The organism is Dietzia sp. NPDC055877 (assembly GCF_053615975.1).
This window is the reverse complement of the sequence record NZ_JBSHCV010000003.1, coordinates 133,757-151,435: the sequence shown is the minus strand read 5'-3', so window position 1 is coordinate 151,435 and position 17,679 is coordinate 133,757. Positions and strand designations below refer to the sequence as shown.

General features: G+C 71.2%; 15 protein-coding genes and 1 tRNA gene. 7 read left to right on the top strand and 9 right to left on the bottom strand.

The window, feature by feature from the left end; translation table 11 throughout:
- Position 1: 1 nt before the first annotated feature.
- Complete coding sequence (locus tag ACWGLC_RS05085) at positions 2-1,045, top strand: ferrochelatase (protein ID WP_452098865.1); 1,044 nt, start codon at positions 2-4, stop codon at positions 1,043-1,045.
- 10 nt (positions 1,046-1,055) lie between these two features.
- Here ACWGLC_RS05085 and ACWGLC_RS05080 read toward each other — a convergent pair whose 3' ends face one another.
- Positions 1,056-1,883 (bottom strand): hypothetical protein, encoded by an 828-nt coding sequence (locus ACWGLC_RS05080; protein ID WP_452098864.1) that lies wholly within the window; start codon positions 1,881-1,883, stop codon positions 1,056-1,058.
- A gap of 67 nt (positions 1,884-1,950) precedes the next feature.
- On the opposite strand from ACWGLC_RS05080, the gene ACWGLC_RS05075 reads away from it, so the two are divergent.
- Positions 1,951-2,772, top strand: coding sequence for a DUF3097 domain-containing protein (locus ACWGLC_RS05075; RefSeq protein ID WP_452098863.1), 822 nt, complete (start codon positions 1,951-1,953; stop codon positions 2,770-2,772).
- Here ACWGLC_RS05075 and ACWGLC_RS05070 read toward each other — a convergent pair.
- Positions 2,756-3,391, bottom strand: a complete 636-nt coding sequence (locus ACWGLC_RS05070; protein WP_452098862.1) for a TVP38/TMEM64 family protein — start codon at positions 3,389-3,391, stop codon at positions 2,756-2,758. The two genes, ACWGLC_RS05075 and ACWGLC_RS05070, sit on opposite strands and share 17 nt — an antisense overlap.
- 232 nt (positions 3,392-3,623) lie before the next feature.
- On the opposite strand from ACWGLC_RS05070, the gene ACWGLC_RS05065 reads away from it, so the two are divergent.
- The 3 genes from ACWGLC_RS05065 (at position 3,624) to meaB (ending at position 8,762) form a co-directional block, all read left to right on the top strand.
- A complete protein-coding gene (locus ACWGLC_RS05065; RefSeq protein ID WP_452098861.1) occupies positions 3,624-5,369 on the top strand; it encodes a methylmalonyl-CoA mutase family protein in 1,746 nt (581 codons plus the stop codon).
- Between the two features lies 1 nt (position 5,370).
- Positions 5,371-7,662 carry a methylmalonyl-CoA mutase gene (scpA, locus tag ACWGLC_RS05060; RefSeq protein ID WP_452098860.1) on the top strand — a complete coding sequence of 764 codons (2,292 nt, stop codon included), beginning with the start codon at positions 5,371-5,373 and terminating at the stop codon, positions 7,660-7,662.
- A 65-nt stretch (positions 7,663-7,727) separates the two neighbouring features.
- Entirely contained in the window at positions 7,728-8,762 is a 1,035-nt protein-coding gene (gene meaB, locus ACWGLC_RS05055; RefSeq protein WP_452098859.1) for a methylmalonyl Co-A mutase-associated GTPase MeaB, read from the top strand.
- A 168-nt stretch (positions 8,763-8,930) separates the two neighbouring features.
- On the opposite strand, the gene ACWGLC_RS05050 is transcribed toward meaB, so the two are convergent.
- Both ACWGLC_RS05050 and ACWGLC_RS05045 read right to left on the bottom strand, forming a co-directional pair.
- On the bottom strand, positions 8,931-9,725 hold the full coding sequence (locus ACWGLC_RS05050) for a class I SAM-dependent methyltransferase (protein WP_452098858.1): 795 nt from the start codon (positions 9,723-9,725) through the stop codon (positions 8,931-8,933).
- Positions 9,726-9,849: 124 nt separating this feature from the next.
- A complete protein-coding gene (locus ACWGLC_RS05045; RefSeq protein WP_452098857.1) occupies positions 9,850-11,283 on the bottom strand; it encodes an acyltransferase family protein in 1,434 nt (477 codons plus the stop codon).
- Positions 11,284-11,450: 167 nt separating this feature from the next.
- Here ACWGLC_RS05045 and ACWGLC_RS05040 point away from each other — a divergent pair, with 167 nt between their 5' ends.
- A complete protein-coding gene (locus tag ACWGLC_RS05040) occupies positions 11,451-12,524 on the top strand; it encodes an NAD(P)/FAD-dependent oxidoreductase (RefSeq protein WP_452098856.1) in 1,074 nt (357 codons plus the stop codon).
- A gap of 17 nt (positions 12,525-12,541) precedes the next feature.
- Here ACWGLC_RS05040 and ACWGLC_RS05035 read toward each other — a convergent pair whose 3' ends face one another.
- The 4 genes from ACWGLC_RS05035 to ACWGLC_RS05020 all read right to left on the bottom strand — a co-directional run bounded on the left by ACWGLC_RS05035 (position 12,542) and on the right by ACWGLC_RS05020 (position 15,822).
- Positions 12,542-13,591, bottom strand: coding sequence for a nucleoside hydrolase (locus ACWGLC_RS05035; protein ID WP_452098855.1), 1,050 nt, complete (start codon positions 13,589-13,591; stop codon positions 12,542-12,544).
- On the bottom strand, positions 13,588-14,100 hold the full coding sequence (locus ACWGLC_RS05030; protein ID WP_452098854.1) for a mycothiol transferase: 513 nt from the start codon (positions 14,098-14,100) through the stop codon (positions 13,588-13,590). The genes ACWGLC_RS05035 and ACWGLC_RS05030 overlap by 4 nt, the downstream gene beginning before the upstream one ends.
- Positions 14,101-14,102: 2 nt before the next feature.
- On the bottom strand, positions 14,103-15,551 hold the full coding sequence (locus tag ACWGLC_RS05025) for an SDR family NAD(P)-dependent oxidoreductase (protein ID WP_452098853.1): 1,449 nt from the start codon (positions 15,549-15,551) through the stop codon (positions 14,103-14,105).
- A gap of 185 nt (positions 15,552-15,736) precedes the next feature.
- Positions 15,737-15,822, bottom strand: a tRNA-Leu gene (locus ACWGLC_RS05020).
- A 190-nt stretch (positions 15,823-16,012) separates the two neighbouring features.
- On the opposite strand from ACWGLC_RS05020, the gene ACWGLC_RS05015 reads away from it, so the two are divergent.
- Complete coding sequence (locus ACWGLC_RS05015; protein WP_452098852.1) at positions 16,013-16,555, top strand: YbhB/YbcL family Raf kinase inhibitor-like protein; 543 nt, start codon at positions 16,013-16,015, stop codon at positions 16,553-16,555.
- 19 nt (positions 16,556-16,574) lie between these two features.
- Here the strand turns inward: ACWGLC_RS05015 and ACWGLC_RS05010 are convergent, their stop codons facing one another.
- The gene (locus ACWGLC_RS05010; RefSeq protein WP_452098851.1) at positions 16,575-17,660 is read right to left on the bottom strand and encodes a quinone-dependent dihydroorotate dehydrogenase; all 1,086 of its coding nucleotides are present in this window, start codon (positions 17,658-17,660) and stop codon (positions 16,575-16,577) included.
- Between the last annotated feature and the right edge of the window lie 19 nt (positions 17,661-17,679).

The following is a 17,679-nucleotide window of genomic DNA, read 5'->3' as shown; positions in this document are numbered from 1 at the left end:
CGTGACAGACCCGAACCCGGCCGCGGGCCCGGTGGACGCACTGCTGCTCCTGTCCTTCGGCGGCCCCGAGGGGCAGGAGGACGTGATCCCGTTCCTCGAGAACGTCACCCGGGGCCGCGGTATCCCGAGGGAGCGGCTCGAAGAGGTGGCCACGCATTACCGGCACCTGGGCGGGCGTAGCCCTATCAACGACCTCAACCGCGAGATCATCGCCAACATCGAGGCCGAGTTGGCCGATCGGGGACGCGACCTGCCGGTGTATTTCGGCAACCGGAACTGGACGCCGATGGCCGAGGACACCGTCCGCCGGATGGTGGCCGACGGGGTTCGCCACGCCGCGGTGTTCGCCACCTCCGCATGGGGTGGTTATTCCGGGTGCGCCCAGTACAACGAGGACATCGAGCGCGTCCGGCAGCAGGTCGCGGGCGCGCCCACGATGATCCGGCTACGCCAGTTCTATGACCACCCGCTGTTCGTGGAGCGCTTCGCCGCGGACCTGCGCCGGGCGATCGACGCCGCGGCCCCGGGTGCGCGGGTGGTCTTCACCGCCCATTCCGTCCCCGATGCGGCCGACGAGGTGGCGGGCCCGCCCGCGCTGGGCGGCCACCTCTACAGCCGTCAGGTCCAGGAGGCCTCGCGGCTCGTCGCCGGGGCAGCCGGGGTGGCGGAGTACGACGTCGTGTGGCAGTCGCGTTCCGGGCCGCCGAGCGTCCCGTGGCTCGAGCCGGACGTGGTGGACCACGTCAGCGATCTCGCCACCAGCCGCGGCACCCGCGATGTCGTCGTCGTCCCGATCGGGTTCATCTCCGATCACGTGGAGGTCATCTGGGACCTCGACACCGAGCTCGTGGACGAGGTCCGCGAGCTGGGCGTGACCGTCACCCGCTGCGCGACGCCCGGCCCGAGCCGGGAGTTCGCCCGGATGGTCGTCGAGCTGCTCGACGAGGTCGAGTCCGGCACCACGCAGCCACGACCGGGCAGCGTTCCCGCGCTCGGTCGCAACCGCAACGGGGCCCGCTGCGGGATCGGCTGCTGCGCCCGCTGAACAGTGACGTTCAGCGGGGTCCCCACTCCCGTAGCGCCGATTCGCCGGCGGCGGCCACGGCGGACCGACGCGCCGCGTCCTTCACCGCCACCAGGCGGCGCAGGATCGGCTCGCGCGTCGCGGGGTCGACGCCGAGCCCCGGCCGGGCCAGGGCGAGCGAGGTGATCGCCTCGACCCTGTCGATGCGATCGACGAGTTCGAGCACGCGCGCGGGCAGTCCCGCGGGGACGCGGGTGACGGCTGCGTGCACGTCTATCGGGCCGGCGGCGCCTGCCCCCTGAGCGGCCGCGGACCGTTCGATGAGCTCGGCGGCGTCCTCCACGGCACGGCCGAGTTCGTACAACGCCTCCGACGGCCCGGCCGGCTGGGGCGCCACCGGGCAGTCGGTGACGCCCCGGATCCGCCACCGTAGGACGTCGACATGCGGCCGCACACAGGTCAGGCACAGCCCCTCGCGGCTCTGCGGATCCCGGATCAGAACGCCCCATCCGGCCTCCGCCACATCGGCACGCACCGCGGGAACGGGCGGAAGGCTCGACGAGTCGCCGGGCGCGGTGGTGAGGAGCGAGAGGATCTCCGCGGCGGGGTGGGACGCGCCGACACGGCGCAGGTGCCGCACGATGTCCGGCAGCATCCCCACTGCCCCGGCCGCCGGATCCACGTCGGCGAGCCCGGCGACCGGCTCGCCGACGATCTCGACCAGGTGGGACTGGGCGAGGCCGCTGACGTACGAGCTCAGGGCATCGAACGGTTGGTCCGCCCACGCGGTGCGCAGCAGGTGCAGGGGCAGCGCCCACGCGGGGGAGAGCGCGGTACTGGTGGCGAGGGGTCGTGACATGACGATCGATCCTACCGCCGGTGCGCCACCGCCCCGATCGTCGTCGCGGCGGCTACGGTGTCACGCCATGGCTGATATGTACGGCTCCGACGTCCTGTCCGGAACTGCGCGGCGACGCCGCCCGCAGGTCCCCGTCGTGGACGCCGAGCGGGATCTGGTGGTCGAGGACGCCGGGTCGGGATTCTGCGGCGCGGTCGTGGGCTTCGACCGGAGTTACGACGGCGAGTTCGTCAAGCTCGAGGACCGACACGGCCGGGTCCGCCTCTTCGCCATGACGCCGTCGGCGTTCCTCCTCGACGGATCACCGGTGACACTGCGCAAGCCCGCGCCCCGAGCGACCACCGGGCCCGCGGTGACGGCCTCGGGTTCGCGGAAGGTCGAGGGACTCCGCGCCCGGACCGCCCGTGCGGGCCGGATCTGGGTGGAGGGGATCCACGACGCGGCGCTGGTGGAGAAGATCTGGGGCCATGACCTCCGGGTCGAGGGCATCGTGGTGGAGCCGCTCCACGGCATCGATGACCTGCCCGGGCTCGTGGCCGACTTCGGCCCGACGCCGCAGGCGCGCCTCGGCGTCCTGGTGGACCACCTGGTCGAGGGCAGCAAGGAGTCGCGGATCGTGGCCGGGCTGGGCGGGGACGTCCTGGTGACCGGTCACCCGTACGTCGACATCTGGCAGGCGGTCAAACCCGCCGCCGTCGGTATCCGCGAGTGGCCGGTCGTCCCCCGCGGCGAGGACTGGAAGACCGGCATCTGCTCCCGCCTGGGTTGGGGCGAGCCCGCCGACGGGTTCCGTCACGTGCTGTCGTCGGTCAGCAGCTACCGCGACGTCGAGCCGACGTTGCTCGGCGCGGTGGAAAGGCTGGTGGATTTCGTCACGGAGCCCGCGTGACCGGCATCCGCGCATCCAGCGCCATCCCCGCCAGGCCTACTGCGGCGAACCCGGCGGTCGCCCACAGTGCCGCGGTGCCCTCGCCCGCGGTGAGCGAGTTGCCGAGCATGATCGCGGCGACCGTGCCGGGTGCGCTGCCGATCACGGTCGCCGGCAGGAACTGACGTCGCCGGATCGAGGTCAGCGCGGCGGCGTAGTTGACGACCGAGAACGGCACGGCCGGGACGAGTCGCAGGCTGCCCACCGACAGCCAACCCCGGCGCTGCAGGCGCGCGTCCACCTTCGCGATCCGCGGGTCGGCGCGCAGCGCCGCGGTGCGTTTGTGTCCGAGCCGCCGTACGAGTTCGAAGGCGAGCGCTGCGGCGATGCCGGTCGACACGAGGGACCACGGGATGGCCACCGCGGGCGGGAAGAGCACCGCCGCCGAATAGGTGAACGTCGAGCGGGGGACCGGCGCGACGGCGACCACCGCGTACGCCGCGAAGAACGCCGGTGCGAACCACGGTCCGAGCTGGCCCGCCCAGGAGCGAAGCTGTTCCAGCCCCGGGGCGGGAACGAGGGTCGCGAGGACGACGACGACAACGACCGCCACCACCCAACCGATCACCCGTCCGCGCACCGGGATGACTGTAGCCCCACGGGCCCCGGGGTTCTCCCCCCGAGAACTCCCCGCACTCCAGGGCGTGTTCCTGCGGTGTGAAGCGCTGCACTAGAGTCCCGAGGTGACCCCCTTCACTCCACAAGAGAACGAGGTACCGGTGACCAGTCCGACCCCAGGTCCTGACCTTCACTCCTGGTACGCATCTGTGGGAGCCGTCCTCGCGAAGGCCGCCCGCAAGGATCCCGCCGACATGCCTGATGACGCCTGGCGTTCGCTGATCGCGACCACGCGGGACGGGATCGAGATCAACCCGCTGTACACGCGGGCGGACGAGATCGCAGAGCGTCCGGCGCCGGGGGAGTTCCCCTACGTCCGTGGCGGGCACCGTGCGGGACTTCCGGAGAACGGCTGGCACGTCAGTGCCCGCGTCGAGGCCACCGGTGACGTCTCGCAGGTCAACACGCGGATCCTCGACCAGCTCGAGCAGGGTGTCTCGGCACTGTGGCTCACCGTCGAGGCCGCCGATCTGGCCGCCGTCCTCAAGGACGTCTACCTGGATCTGGCGCCGGTGACCTTCGAGTCCGGAACCGATCTGGTGGAGGTCGCCGAGGCCTACCTCGAACTACTCGACCAGCGCCGGACCGCCGGTGACGGGGTGCAGGACCGCTCGGCCGTGGTCGCCGATCTGGGTGCCGCCCCGGTCACCGCCGCCTACGCCGGGGTCGGCTCCATCGGACTGGACGCCGCCGTGCGTCTGGCCGCCCGGGTCTCAGAGCGCGAGGAGACCATCCGGACGTTCGTCGCTGACGGCACCGTGTTCCACGCCGAGGGCGCCGGGGACGCCCAGGAGCTCGCCTACGCCGTCGCGGCCGGGCTCGAGTACGTGCGTGCCCTGATCTCGGCGGGAATGCCCGCCGACGCCGCGCTCCGCCAGATCTCGTTCCGGTTGGCCGCGACCGACGACCAGTTCGCCTCGATCGCCAAGTTCCGCGCCGGTCGCCTCATGTGGGCCCGTGCCGCGGAGCTCCTCGGCGCCCCGGAGGCCGGCGGCGCCGCGCAGCACGCGGTCACCTCCTCTGCGATGATGTCGCGTCGCGACCCGTGGGTGAACATGCTCCGCACCACGCTCGCCGCATTCGGGGCGGGCGTCGGCGGTGCCACCTCCGTCACGGTCCTGCCGTTCGACGCCTCGGTTCCCGGCGGTCTCCAGAGCACGTCCCGCTCCTTCGCCGACCGCATCGCCCGCAACACCCAGCTGCTGCTTCTCGAGGAGTCCCACCTGGGCCACGTCGTGGACCCCGCCGGTGGCTCCTGGTACGTCGAGTCGCTCACCGACTCGCTTGCCGACGCCGCGTGGTCCGTCCTGCAGACCATCGAAGCCGCGGGCGGCCTCACCGCCGCGATCGGCTCCGGCTCCGTGGCCGAGTCCATCGCCCGGGTTCGGGACGCCCGTGACGCCGACATCGCGCACCGCAAGGCCCCGATCACCGGTGTCTCGGAGTTCCCGAACCTCGGTGAGCCCGCGTTCGACGAGTCCCGTCGAAGAGGCGGGGGCTACCGTTACGGTCGCGCCTTCGAGGACCTGCGTGACCGCTCCGACGCCCATCTCGAATCAACCGGATCGCGTCCGACGGTCCTCGTCGCCGGCCTCGGCCCGCAGGCGGAGACCACGCCCCGCGTGACCTTCGTCGCCAACCTTCTCGCCGCCGGCGGAATCGAGGCCCGCAACCCGGGCGTCACCGAGGCCGGTCAGTACGCCGATGCTCGCGAGAACGCCGAGGTCGCCGTGATCTGTGGCGCCGACAAGCGCTACGCCGCCGAGGGCTCGGATGCCGTCGCCGCCCTGCGCGCCGCCGGTGTGACGACCGTGTACCTCGCGGGTGCCGAGAAGGGCTTCCCCGCCGACGCCACCGACCGCCCCGACGGGTACCTGGGTCTCGGCATCGACGCCGTCGCCGCCCTGTCCACCCTCCTCGACCAGCTGGGAGTGAAGTGAGATGACGACCTTCCCCGATTTCAGCACCGCCCCCCTCCGCGAGGCCGCCGCCGACACCGAGGCCGCGGGCACCGCGGTCGAGGGCGGCGTCGCCGCCGACGCACACTGGGAGACCCCGGAGGGCATCGACGTCAAGCGCGTGTACACCAAGGCCGACCGTGACGGCGTGGAGAAGGGCACGGCCGGCGCCGCGACCGAGGAGGCCGCAGGCGACGAGGTCACCCCCTTCCCGCTGGACACCGTGCCCGGCGCCGCCCCGTTCCTGCGCGGGCCGTACCCGTCGATGTACGTCAACCAGCCGTGGACGATCCGCCAGTATGCGGGCTTCTCCACCGCCGCAGAGTCCAACGCCTTCTATCGTCGCAACCTGGCCGCCGGCCAGAAGGGCCTGTCGGTCGCGTTCGACCTGGCCACACACCGTGGCTACGACTCCGATCACCCGCGCGTGGCGGGCGACGTCGGTATGGCCGGCGTCGCGATCGACTCCATCCTCGACATGCGTGAGCTGTTCGACGGCATCGACCTGTCGGCGGTGTCGGTGTCCATGACGATGAACGGCGCGGTGCTACCGATCCTGGCGTTCTACGTCGTGGCGGCAGAGGAGCAGGGGGTGACGCCGGAGCAGCTCGCGGGGACCATCCAGAACGACATCCTCAAGGAGTTCATGGTCCGCAACACCTACATCTACCCGCCCAAGCCGTCGATGCGGATCATCTCGGACATCTTCGCGTACACCTCGCAGAAGATGCCGCGGTTCAACTCGATCTCGATCTCCGGCTACCACATCCAGGAGGCTGGGGCGACGGCCGACCTCGAGCTCGCGTACACGCTGGCCGACGGTGTCGAGTACATCCGCGCCGGGCTCGAGGCCGGACTCGACATCGACAAGTTCGCGCCGCGGCTGTCCTTCTTCTGGGCCATCGGTATGAACTTCTCGATGGAGATCGCCAAGCTGCGTGCCGGCCGCCTGCTGTGGAGCGAGCTCGTCGAGAAGTTCGGTCCGAAGAATGAGAAGTCCAAGTCGCTGCGTACCCACTCGCAGACCTCCGGCTGGTCGCTGACCGCCCAGGACGTGTTCAACAACGTCGCCCGCACGGCGATCGAGGCGATGGCCTCCACGCAGGGCCACACGCAGTCTCTGCACACCAACGCCCTCGACGAGGCGCTCGCGCTGCCGACCGATTTCTCCGCACGCATCGCCCGCAACACCCAGCTGCTCCTGCAGCAGGAGTCGAACACCACCCGGCCGATCGACCCGTGGGCGGGTTCCTACTACATCGAGTGGCTCACGGCTCAGCTCGCCGACAAGGCCCGTCTCCATCTCCTCGAGATCGAAGAGGCCGGCGGCATGGCGCAGGCGATCGGGGAGGGCATCCCCAAGCTGCGTATCGAGGAGGCCGCGGCCCGCACGCAGGCCCGTATCGACTCCGGCCGCCAGCCGGTCATCGGCGTCAACAAGTACGTCGTCGACGAGGACCAGGAGATCGAGGTCCTCAAGGTCGAGAACTCCCGGGTGCGCGCCGAGCAGGTCGCCAAGCTCGAGAAGCTCCGTGCGGAGCGCGACGAGCAGGCCTGCCAGGCCGCCCTCGCCCGCCTGACCGAGGCCGCCTCGGGCGGCCCCAGCAGCGACCTCGAGAACAACCTGCTCGCGCTCGCGATCGACGCCGCCCGGGCCCAGGCCAGTATCGGTGAGATCTCGGACGCTCTCGAGAAGGTCTACGGTCGACACAAGGCCGAGATCAAGACCCTGTCCGGTGTGTACCGGCAGGAGGTCACCAAGGAGGGCGCCGTGGACAACGTCACCCGGGCCATGCAGATGGCCGACTCATTCGCCGAGCAGGAGGGACGTCGTCCCCGCATCCTGCTGGCCAAGATGGGTCAGGACGGCCACGACCGCGGCCAGAAGGTCGTGGGCACCGCGTTCGCCGACCTCGGCTTCGACGTGGACATGGGCCCCCTGTTCCAGACACCGGAGGAGGTGGCCCAGCAGGCCGCCGACGCCGACGTCCACGTCGTGGGCGTGTCCTCGCTTGCCGCCGGCCACCTCACGCTGGTCCCGGCGCTGCGCGCGGCGCTGGCCGAGGTGGGCCGTGAGGACATCATGGTCACCGTCGGTGGTGTCGTCCCACCGGGCGACTTCCAGGAGCTCTACGATGCCGGCGCGGCCGCGATCTACCCGCCCGGCACCGTGATCGCGGAGGCCGCGATCGAGTTGCTCGGTTCGCTGGCGGGCGAGCTCGGGCACGAGCTGACCGCCTCGGGCGAGGAGGCCGGCACGGAGGTGGGGTCCTGACCCGCCTCGGCTCCGGACCCGACCCCGCGGGGTCGGGCAATTTCTCGGGCAGTCTGTCCACCACCTTGGGCACCGGTACGGTGCGCGGGCCGGTCCCGGCGGCGACCGGTCCGCGCCCGCGTCGTGAGATCGACGTCGACGCCCTGCTGGCGGGCGTCCTCGAGGATCGCCGCCCGACTCTGGCCCGGGCGATCACGCTGCTCGAGTCCACCAACCCGACGCACCGGGAGAAGGCGCAGCAGCTCCTGCTAGGGGCCTTGCCCCACTCGGGCGGCGCGCTACGTATCGGGATCACCGGGGTACCGGGGGTCGGCAAGTCAACGTTCATCGAGTCGTTCGGGTTGTACCTCGTCGAGCAGGGACACAAGGTCGCGGTCCTGGCGGTCGACCCGTCATCCACCCGGACCGGTGGCTCGATCCTCGGGGACAAGACCCGGATGGCGACGCTCTCCACGGAGCCTCGCGCCTACATCCGGCCGTCTCCGACGTCGGGAACCCTCGGTGGCGTCGCCAAGGCGACCCGGGAGTCGATGGTGCTGCTGGAGGCCGCCGGTTTCGACGTGATCCTCGTGGAGACCGTCGGCGTGGGCCAGTCCGAGGTCACCGTCGCCGGAATGGTCGACTGCTTCACGTTTCTCACCCTCGCGCGCACCGGCGACCAGTTGCAGGGCATCAAGAAGGGCGTGCTCGAGCTCGCGGACCTGGTGGCCGTCAACAAGGCCGACGGACCGCACGTCAAGGACGCCCAGCGGGCCGCGCGTGAACTCGGCGCCGCGCTCCGGCTGGTCCGCCCCGCCGATGCGGTGTGGAAGGTCCCGGTCCTCACCATGTCGGGGCTCGAGGGAGAGGGACTCGACGGCTTCTGGGACGCCGTGCAACGGCATCAGTCCGAGATGGACAAGGTCGGGGAGGTCGTCGGCCGTCGTGCCCGGCAGCAGGTCGAGTGGACCTGGTCGATGGTGCGCGACACGCTCATGGCGCGGCTCGAGGCCGATCCCGACGTGCGGAAGACCGCCACGGACGTGGAGAGGCAGGTCCGCGAGGGCACCCTCACGGCGGCGCTGGCGGCCCAGGCTATCATCGACGCGTTCGACTCCTGACCGCGCGCACGTTTCCGGTCGAGACTCGCCCACCCCTGGCATCCGCGCCAGCGCGTGTGCACCACACGCACAGCCGCTCCTCTTCGTGAACTCCCGCGTGCCCGGAGGCGGGAGCGGGCGTTCATGCCGAGGAGCGGTTGCGAGAAGTGCCGGGGATGGCGGGGCGGGTCAGCGCTTGCGCAGGACGAACCCGACGGCGCTGATGTGCTCGTCATGGGTGGTGAAGGTCTTGCGCATCGCCAGCACCCGCTTTCGGGCGTCGGCGTCACGGAGGAGGTTGCGGACTATCCGGGCGAGGCCGACGACGCCCTCGTCGGCGAGCATGCGCCGCGGCTGGAGCAGCGCCATGGGGCGGAGCTCGGTGGCCTCTACCTCGAATCCGGCTGTCTCGAACAGTTCGCTCCACTCCGAGACGGTGAGCGGGCGTGCGTTGACGCGGATCGACCGGGCCAGGTCCTTGCGGATCTCGGTCTTGATCGAGTCGTCCAGGTCATCGGGAACCAGACACAGCTCATGAACGAGGTAGCGGCCGTCCGAGTCGAGCACACGGGCGGCTTCGTCCACGATCTGCTTCTTGGTCGAATCGCCCTGCATCGTGAGCATCGCCTCGCCCACCACGACGTCGGCTGACGCCGACTCGAGGCCGGTCTCCTGCGCAGAGGCCACGACCACGGCACCCCGTCCGCCGATGGCGGATCGCGTGACCTCGACGGCCTCCGGGTCGGAGTCGACCCCGGTGTAGGACGACGGAGACTCGTCCAGCAGCAGCGACGCGGTCAGGCCCAGGCCCGGCGCGAACTCGACGACGCGCTTGCCGGTGACGGTGGATGCGTGGACCATCCACTCCGACAACTCGCGGCCGCCGGGGCGTAGGACCTTCTTGCCCACCCGGGCGAGAAGCCAGTGGCCCGCGACGGACTCTGAGTCGCGCTCGTGCTGGGGGAGCGGCGGGCTGGAGGTCATGGGAGGTCCCTTCGTCTGCGTCAGCGCCCACCAAGGCAGGCCTTCTTTAGGAAAGGCTACCCTGACCAATAGTCATCGCGATAGGCGAACCTCACCGACGGAGGTCGGAAATCGGGACGGCGCTTCAGCGACGCTCGAGTGCCCGGCGCGCGGGCTCCTCGAGGAAGCGGTGACTCGCGGCGCCCGCAGCGAGCGAACCGGCCACCGTGACCGGCCAGATGACGTACATCCGGCGGGCCCACAACGACGTACGGGTCAGGGGGAACGAGGCCAGCAGGATCAGCTGGTGCCACAGGAAGATCCCGTACGACCACGCGCCGACCTTCTGCAGGGGCATCGATTCCAACACCGGGAACCGCGTGCCCTCCGGCGCCAGGACCACCGGCGCGAGCACCAGGAACGCCATCGCCCCCGCGAGCCCGGTGCGCGCCGCGAACTCGACGGGGCCGGGGTGGACGAAGCCCTCGGAGAACCACGCCGGCACGGTGGTGGCCACCAGTGCCGCACCGCCGACGACCCACCAGCCCCACCGGGCCAGACGGTCACGACAGAGACGGACGAGGGTTCCGGGAGGGGCAGTTGCCACCTCGGCCAGCAGCATGCCGGCGGCGAACCACGCGGTGAACGCGGGCGGCAGGATCTGCTCGTTGACGTACGGCGGCAGGATTCCGAGTCCGTGCCAGGGGAGCATCGGGAACACCAGGCCCGATGCGCCGAACGCCGCGATCACGGGGATCCGCCAACCGGCGGCGTCGCCGCGCAGACCCTTCATCGCGGTCCACAGGACGGGGAAGGCGAGGTAGTACGCCATCTCCACGGCCAGTGACCAGGCGTGGGTCAACCCGGCGACCAGGAACTCGGAGGTGTAGATCTGCGTGAGGGTGAGGTTCACCAGCCAGGAGGTGGGGCCGTTGACGTGGTTCTGCTTGAGCAACAGCATCGCGGCGGCCACCAGCACCACGTAGGCGGGCATGATCCGGACCAACCGGGAGCGTAGATACTCCCTGGTCGGCCGGGCCGCCCCGGGCTCGTCCCGCCGGGCATGGGAGGCGTGGGTGCGCCACAGGAGGAATCCTGATTTGGCGAAGAACACCGCCACCGCGAGGTCCAGACGCCCGAAGACTCGCTTGAGCGGCGACCCCGAGGACGACCGGGTGACGAACGCGACGTGCGTGGTCAGCACCCCCACTGCAGCCAGGCCCCGGATCCCCTCGAGTGCGGGCACGAAGCCCCGGGCGCCCGCGGGCCGCCGCGATGCCGAGCCCGTCGTCCCGTGCTCGGTCACAGGCCGCCACGGCCCCGCGATCGGCGCCGCCGAACCGACTCCCCCTGACGTCGCCGCGCGGGGCCCGGCCGCGGGCACCGCCGACTCCGCCCGCTGCCGCACCCGGCGTCGCACGGACCCGCGGACGCTCTCCCGCGCGTTCGTCACGGCTGTTCGCACCGAGGCCGTCAGGGGCTCCACTTCACCCCGGGCCACCGCCGCGCGCCGCGCGGAGACCCCGGCAGCGACCGCCCCGCCCGCGACGATGATCAGAGCGGCGGCGACGGACCTCATGGACTCTCCCGGGGCGGTGAAGGGGACGACGGCGAAGTGCGACGACGCCAGCGCCCGGGCACCTCCACAGGCCGCCCGGCACATCCGCAGGAGCCTAACACCGGTTCTAGTTCCGCCCGGCGACCACCCGCTAGGGTGGCAACACCCCTCCCCAGATCGGAGTGCCCATGACCGACGACTCCGGCGAGGCCGACCATGGCGTTACCGGCACGAGCGACGCGGTGGCCGACCATGGCGTTACCGGCACGAGCGACGCGGTGGCCGACGCCGTGGACGTTCTCGTGGTGGGCGGCGGGCCGGCCGGGGTGTCCGCTGCCACCTGGGTGGGCCGGTACCAGCGCTCGACCGTGCTCGTCGATGCCGGGGCTCAGCGGAACCTCTCGGCCCGGCGGATCCACGGCATGCTCGGCACCGGCCCCACCACTCCGGCCGAGTTCTACGCCGACATCAACACAGGTCTCGACGAGTACCCGACGGTCCGCCGGCTCGGCGGGGCCGTCACCAGTCTGATCAAGGACTCCGACGACCGGTTCCTCGCCCGGATCGCCCCCTCTGACGGTGATGGTCAGATCATCGTGACCGCCAAGCGGATCATCCTCGCCACCGGGGTGCGCGACCGACTGCCCGACATCGCGGGTATCGAGGAGCACTACGGGGTCGATGTGCACCACTGCCCGGCCTGTGACGGCCTCACAGCCGCGGGTCGGCGGGTCATCGTGCTCGGCGCCGGCGCGCACGTACCGGCGTATGCCTCCGAACTGTTGGACTGGGCCTCGGAGGTCGTGATCATCACCGAGAGCGACTCCGACCCGTCCTTCGACGACGATCAGCGCGCGGCCTGCGCCGAACACCAGATCGAGGTGATCGACGGCGTCGCGCGCGAACTGGTCGGGGTACCGGACGCACTGGACGGTGTGCGGCTCGCCGACGGGAGGGTGATCGCGGGGTCGAGGGTGTTCTTCTCCTACGCGCATCACCCGACCAACGAACTCGCCACGTCCCTGGGCTGCGAGACGGACGACGAGGGCGGCTTGGTCGTCAACGCGCTGCAACTGACCAGCGTCGACGGCGTGTACGCCGCCGGCGACATCGTGACCGGACTGCAGCTGGTACCTATCGCCGTGGGCACCGGCGCCGCGGCCGGCGTGGCGTGCGCGACCTCACTGCGCGGGCACGCCACCGCTCCTGACGTGCCTGACCCGGCGCCTCCGACACGGAACTTCACCAGGCCGACCGACTGACAGGCCGACCGGCTGACTCAGCCCGGACCGCCCGGTGAGCCCGACCCGGCGAGCGAGGCGATCGCCGCACAGATGTCGTCCAGCACCGCGTCCGGGCCGCCCGGCGTGCGCACGTCGGTCGCGATCCGCGCGCTGGGCGCCCGCCCCCGGTGCCCGCGCCGGTCCTCGACGGTCATACCCCGTGTGTGCTCACCGCGGCACTCCACCCGCACGCTCGCCGGCACGGACTCGACCGCGTCCGGATGCAGGGCCAGCCAGGCCACGAACGGGTCGTGCACCTGCGCCAGGTACCCCTCGCCGACGGACTCGTGGAACTCGAAGTAGAACCGCAGCGCCTCGGCCAACGCCCGCGTCAATGACGTGTCCGACGCCGCGACCAGTCGCGCGGACCGCTCCGGCGTCCACACCGCCCGCTCGGTGAGGTTCAACCCGCACCACAGCGGCCCCGAGACGTATGCGTCAGCGTTGTTCGCGTCCTCCCACGCCCGGCACACCGCGTCGGCGGCTTCCGGGTCGACGTCCACGTTCCATTCGCTGACCGGGGTGGTGTTGCCCGGATGGCCACGGAACGTTCCGCCCATCACCACCAGGTCGCCCACCAGCCCGGGCAACGCGGGTTCCGCCGCCAGCGCGCCGGCCAGCGTGGACGAGGGGCCGGTCACGATCGCCACCAGCTCACCGGAGTGAGCGCGTGCGGCGTCCAGCCAGAGATCGGCGCCGTCGCGGGGATCGGCGCGCCTCGTCGTCGCCGTCTCCGCCCCGGTCCCGACCTCGAGAACGGCGTGCCCCGCACCGCGGGGGCCGTGCGTCTCGGGCGTGAACACGTGCGGGACGGCGATCGCACCGGCCGCACCAGCGCAGACCGGTAGCGGGGGAGCACCGGCCAGGTCCAGCCACGCCAGCGCATTGGCCACGGTGTCATCGAGTCCCACGTTGCCGGCCGTACAGATCACGCCGACCAGCTCGATGCGCCCCGCCAGGTGCTCGGCCACGAGGTAGGCGATCGCCAGCGCGTCGTCGATGCCGGGGTCGCAGTCGAGCAGGACCGGGGTCGGGGGCCGGCTCACGGGCCCGGCGCGCGGTCCAGCAGCACGTCCCGGGTCACCTCGAGGTGTCCCAGGTGCCCGGCGACGTCGTGCAGGATGTGCGCGAGCACCCAGTCGACGGTCAGCGTCCCCGCCCGGCGCGCCGCGGCCACGTCGAACGCCGTCCCCGTGGGGTGCGCGAGGGTCCCGCGGTCGCGGGCGGCCGCCGCCCACCCGGGCAGCCGGTCCACCAGATCGGCGAGCCGGTCCAGCTCCGGACCGACCGGCCCGGCAAACTCGAACTCCGCGGCCCGCTCGCGGACGACCTCCTCGGCGCCCAGGCAGGCCGCACCCCACGAGGTGATCACCCCGCACAGGTGGTGCACGAGGGCGGCCGCGCTGTTCGACGGCCACCTGGACCCGGGGCCCGTCGGCGCCACGTGGACCAGCGTGCCCGGCCCGTCCCCACCGAGGTCGGCGATGGCGGACCGGATGCCCGGGACCAGCTCGGTGCTGAGCACCAGGTGCGCGGCGGCGGCAGCGGGGTCCACGCTCACCACGGACTCGGCTCGAAGTCCTTGAGGAAGCAGCCGTACAGGTCCTCGCCGGCTTCGCCGCGCACGATCGGGTCCACCACGCGCGCGGCGCCGTCGACCAGGTCCAGGGGCGCGTGGAAGCCTTCTTCATGCAGGCGGACCTTGGTCACGTGCGGGCGCTCGTCGGTGATCCAGCCGGTGTCGACGGCGGTCATGAGGATGCCGTGCTCGGCGAACATCTCCTCCGCGGACGTGCGGGTGAGCATGTTCAGGCCCGCCTTGGCCATGTTGGTGTGCGGGTGGCCGGCCCCCTTGTAGCGGCGCGAGAACTGGCCCTCCATCGCCGAGACGTTGACGACGTACTTGCGCCGCGCCTTCGACGCCGCCATCGCGGGGCGAAGGCGGGAGACGAGGATGAACGGCGCCACCGAGTTGCACAGCTGCACCTCGAGCATCTCCATCGGCTCGACCTGCTCGACGGTCGCCACCCAGCTGTTGTGGTCCACCACGTCCGGCAGGAGCCCGCCAGCGTCGATGGCCGTGCCGGCGGCCATCCGCTCGAGGGACGACGACCCGGCCTGTAGCGCGAGGGTCGCGATGTGGTCGGCCTCCCGTTCGGCCTCCGCGCTGCCGATGAGGGCCGATTCGCCACCCATGAGGGCGGCGGGGTGGAGCTCGGAGGTGCGTCCCATCGTCACCATGGGGATGTCGGCGGCCCGGCCGGTCAGCGGCGCCGTCTCGCCCTCCACGAGTCCGGAGTAGGAGCCGGGGGAGCGGCGCACCGTCTGCGCCGCGTTGTTGATGAGGATGTCCAGCGGTCCGGCGGCGGCGACCTCGTCGGCCAGCGCCACCACCTGCGCCGGGTCACGCAGGTCCACGCCCATCACGTGGATCCGGTCGGCCCAGTCCGCGTAGTCGTCCATCTTCGCGAAACGGCGCACCGCGTCGCGGGGGAAGCGGGTGGTGATGGTGACGTCCGCACCAGCGCGCAGCAGCATCAGCGCGATGTACATGCCGATCTTCGCACGACCACCGGTGAGCAGCGCGCGCCGCCCGGACAGGTTCATCGCCGGGTCGCGCCGGGCCCGGTTGGCGGCAGCGCAGTCGGGACACAGCTGGTGATAGAAGGCGTCGACGCGGGTGAAGCGCTGCTTGCAGACGTAGCAGGCCATCGCGCGCTGCAGATGGCCCGCGACGGCGCCCGGGGTGGTGGAGACGAGGCGGATACCGGCCGTCTCGTCGTCGATGCGGGTGGGCGAGCCGGTCGCGGTGGCCTCGATGACCGCCTTGTCGGCCTCCTGGCGTGCGCGGCGCACCTCGGAGCGTCGGGTCTTCTTGAGGAGCTTGAACATGTGGCCCACCGACCGCTGCACGCGGATCGAGTCGGGATGATCGACGTCGAGCGCCGCCGCCTGGTCGAGGACCTGTAGGAAGGTGTCGAAGTCGTCTGGATCGATGCCGGTCACCAGGACACGGTACGACGACCACGTCGCCGGACCCTAAACCGAGCGCCGCGGGTGCGGCCCCCGTCACGCCGGTCCCACCCCGGTGTTGCGAGGTCCCCCGAACCGGAGCCCGGGAATCCCCTGGAAACGAGAGCGGGCCCCGGATCCAATCGGATCCGGGGCCCTTCTACTGTCTCGACACAGTGTGCGCGAGGGGGGACTTGAACCCCCACGTCCGTTAATAGGACACTAGCACCTCAAGCTAGCGCGTCTGCCATTCCGCCACTCGCGCTTGCACACCTGCTCCGCCGGTGCGGGGATCTCCCCGCCTTGGCCGTGCGAGGAATGACATTAGCCGATGCCTGATCCGCTGACCAAATCGGGCGCCGGATCCTCCCGGCGCGTCCCGGTCATCGCTGGTAGACAGGGACGTGACCGGCTGGAGGACACCCTCCGGTGGAGTCCGATTCAGGAGGATGACGATGACCGAGTTCCGTGTGCCCGATCCCTACCTCGCATTGCCGGATCTGCCGTTGCTGAAGGTGGCCAGCGAGTCCTACACCGAGGGCGCCACCCTCAGCCCGGCACAGTTGGGCGGCGTGATGGGCGTCGAGGGAGGTGCGGACAAGTCACCGCAGGTGAGTTGGAGCGCAGGCCCCGAGGGCACGAAGAGCTACGCCGTGACCGTCTTCGACCCGGACGCGCCGACCGCCTCCGGGTTCTGGCACTGGGCCGTGGCCAATATCCCGGCGGACGTGACGTCCGTTCCGGAGGGCGCGTGCACCGCCGGCGACACCTCGGGGCTACCCGAGGGGGCCGCAGTGCTGCGCAACGACGCCGGCTTCAAGGGCTTCGTGGGTGCGGCGCCCCCGGCCGGCCACGGACCGCACCGCTACATCCTCGCCGTCCATGCGGTGGGGGACGTGATCGAACTCGGCGATGACGCCTCGTGCGCCTTCCTCGGCTTCAATCTGTTCGGCCAGGGCCTCGCCCGCGGAACCACCACCGCGCTCTACGAGCAGTAGGACGGCGCGCTGCGCGGGCTCAGCGATCAGCTGGACCGGATCGCACGGCCGACCCGACCGCCTCCGCCAGGGAGCTGTACCCGCCCTGGCGGAGGCGTCGTGCCACCAGGCGGCTGGATTCCCACAGCAGTGACGGGCCGGTGAAGATGAATCCCGTGTAGGTCTGCACGAGATCCGCACCGTGGGTGATCCGATCCCAGACGTCCTCCGGCGTCTCGACCCCGCCCACGGAGATGATGACGATTCTGCCGCCCGCCCGGGAGTAGATGCGCGAGAGCACCTCACGCGAACGGGCGGCGACGGGTGCCCCGGAGATGCCGCCGGCGCCCAGCGTCTCGACGTCCGTCGCGCGCGTGCGCAGCCCGTCGCGCGAGATCGTGGTGTTGGTCGCGACGATCCCGGACAGACCCAGTTCCAGGACGAGATCGGTCACCGAGTCGATGTCCCGGTCGTCGAGATCGGGAGCGATCTTCACCAGGACCGGAATCGTCGCCACATCGCGTACCGCCGCGAGGATGGGCCGAAGCGATTCGACGGCCTGCAGGTCCCGCAGCCCGGGCGTGTTGGGGGAACTGACGTTGACGACCAGGTAGTCGGCGAGCCCGGTGAGCATGGTCGCGGAGGCGACGTAGTCACGTACCGCGTCCTGCGCGGGGACGACCTTCGTCTTGCCGATGTTGATGCCCACGGGATCGCTGCTGCGTCGCCGGCGCAGGTTGTTGGCCGCGTTTCCGGCCCCGTGGTTGTTGAACCCCATCCGGTTGAGGATCGCGCGGTCCTCCGCCAGCCGGAACAGACGGGGGGCGGGATTGCCGGGCTGGGCGGAGGCCGTGACGGTGCCGACCTCACTGAACCCGAACCCGATCGCGCCCCAGGAATCGACCGCGGCAGCGTTCTTGTCGAACCCGGCGGCCAGCCCCAGCGGACCGGGGAAGGTGCGGCCGAGCACCTCCTGCGACAGAACAGGGTCGCGCACCCCGAGGATCCGCCGGACCAGGGACCCGAGCGGCGGGATCAGCGTCAGGAGTTTGATCAGACCGAACACCAGGTGGTGGATCCGCTCCGCGGGAAAGCGAAACAGCAGCTTCTTGAGCAGCGCGTACACGGTTCTCCTCAGGTGAGAC

What these genes read in the sequence shown, in the direction of transcription:
- ACWGLC_RS05050 (WP_452098858.1), bottom strand. Translation starts at nt 9,725, where the DNA reads ATGACCTCCAGCCCGCCGCTCCCCCAGCACGAGCGCGACTCAGAGTCC.
- ACWGLC_RS05040 (WP_452098856.1), top strand. Translation starts at nt 11,451, where the DNA reads ATGACCGACGACTCCGGCGAGGCCGACCATGGCGTTACCGGCACGAGC.
- scpA (WP_452098860.1), top strand. Translation starts at nt 5,371, where the DNA reads ATGACGACCTTCCCCGATTTCAGCACCGCCCCCCTCCGCGAGGCCGCC.
- ACWGLC_RS05065 (WP_452098861.1), top strand. Translation starts at nt 3,624, where the DNA reads ATGCCTGATGACGCCTGGCGTTCGCTGATCGCGACCACGCGGGACGGG.
- ACWGLC_RS05080 (WP_452098864.1), bottom strand. Translation starts at nt 1,883, where the DNA reads ATGTCACGACCCCTCGCCACCAGTACCGCGCTCTCCCCCGCGTGGGCG.
- ACWGLC_RS05015 (WP_452098852.1), top strand. Translation starts at nt 16,013, where the DNA reads ATGACCGAGTTCCGTGTGCCCGATCCCTACCTCGCATTGCCGGATCTG.
- ACWGLC_RS05075 (WP_452098863.1), top strand. Translation starts at nt 1,951, where the DNA reads ATGGCTGATATGTACGGCTCCGACGTCCTGTCCGGAACTGCGCGGCGA.
- ACWGLC_RS05045 (WP_452098857.1), bottom strand. Translation starts at nt 11,283, where the DNA reads ATGAGGTCCGTCGCCGCCGCTCTGATCATCGTCGCGGGCGGGGCGGTC.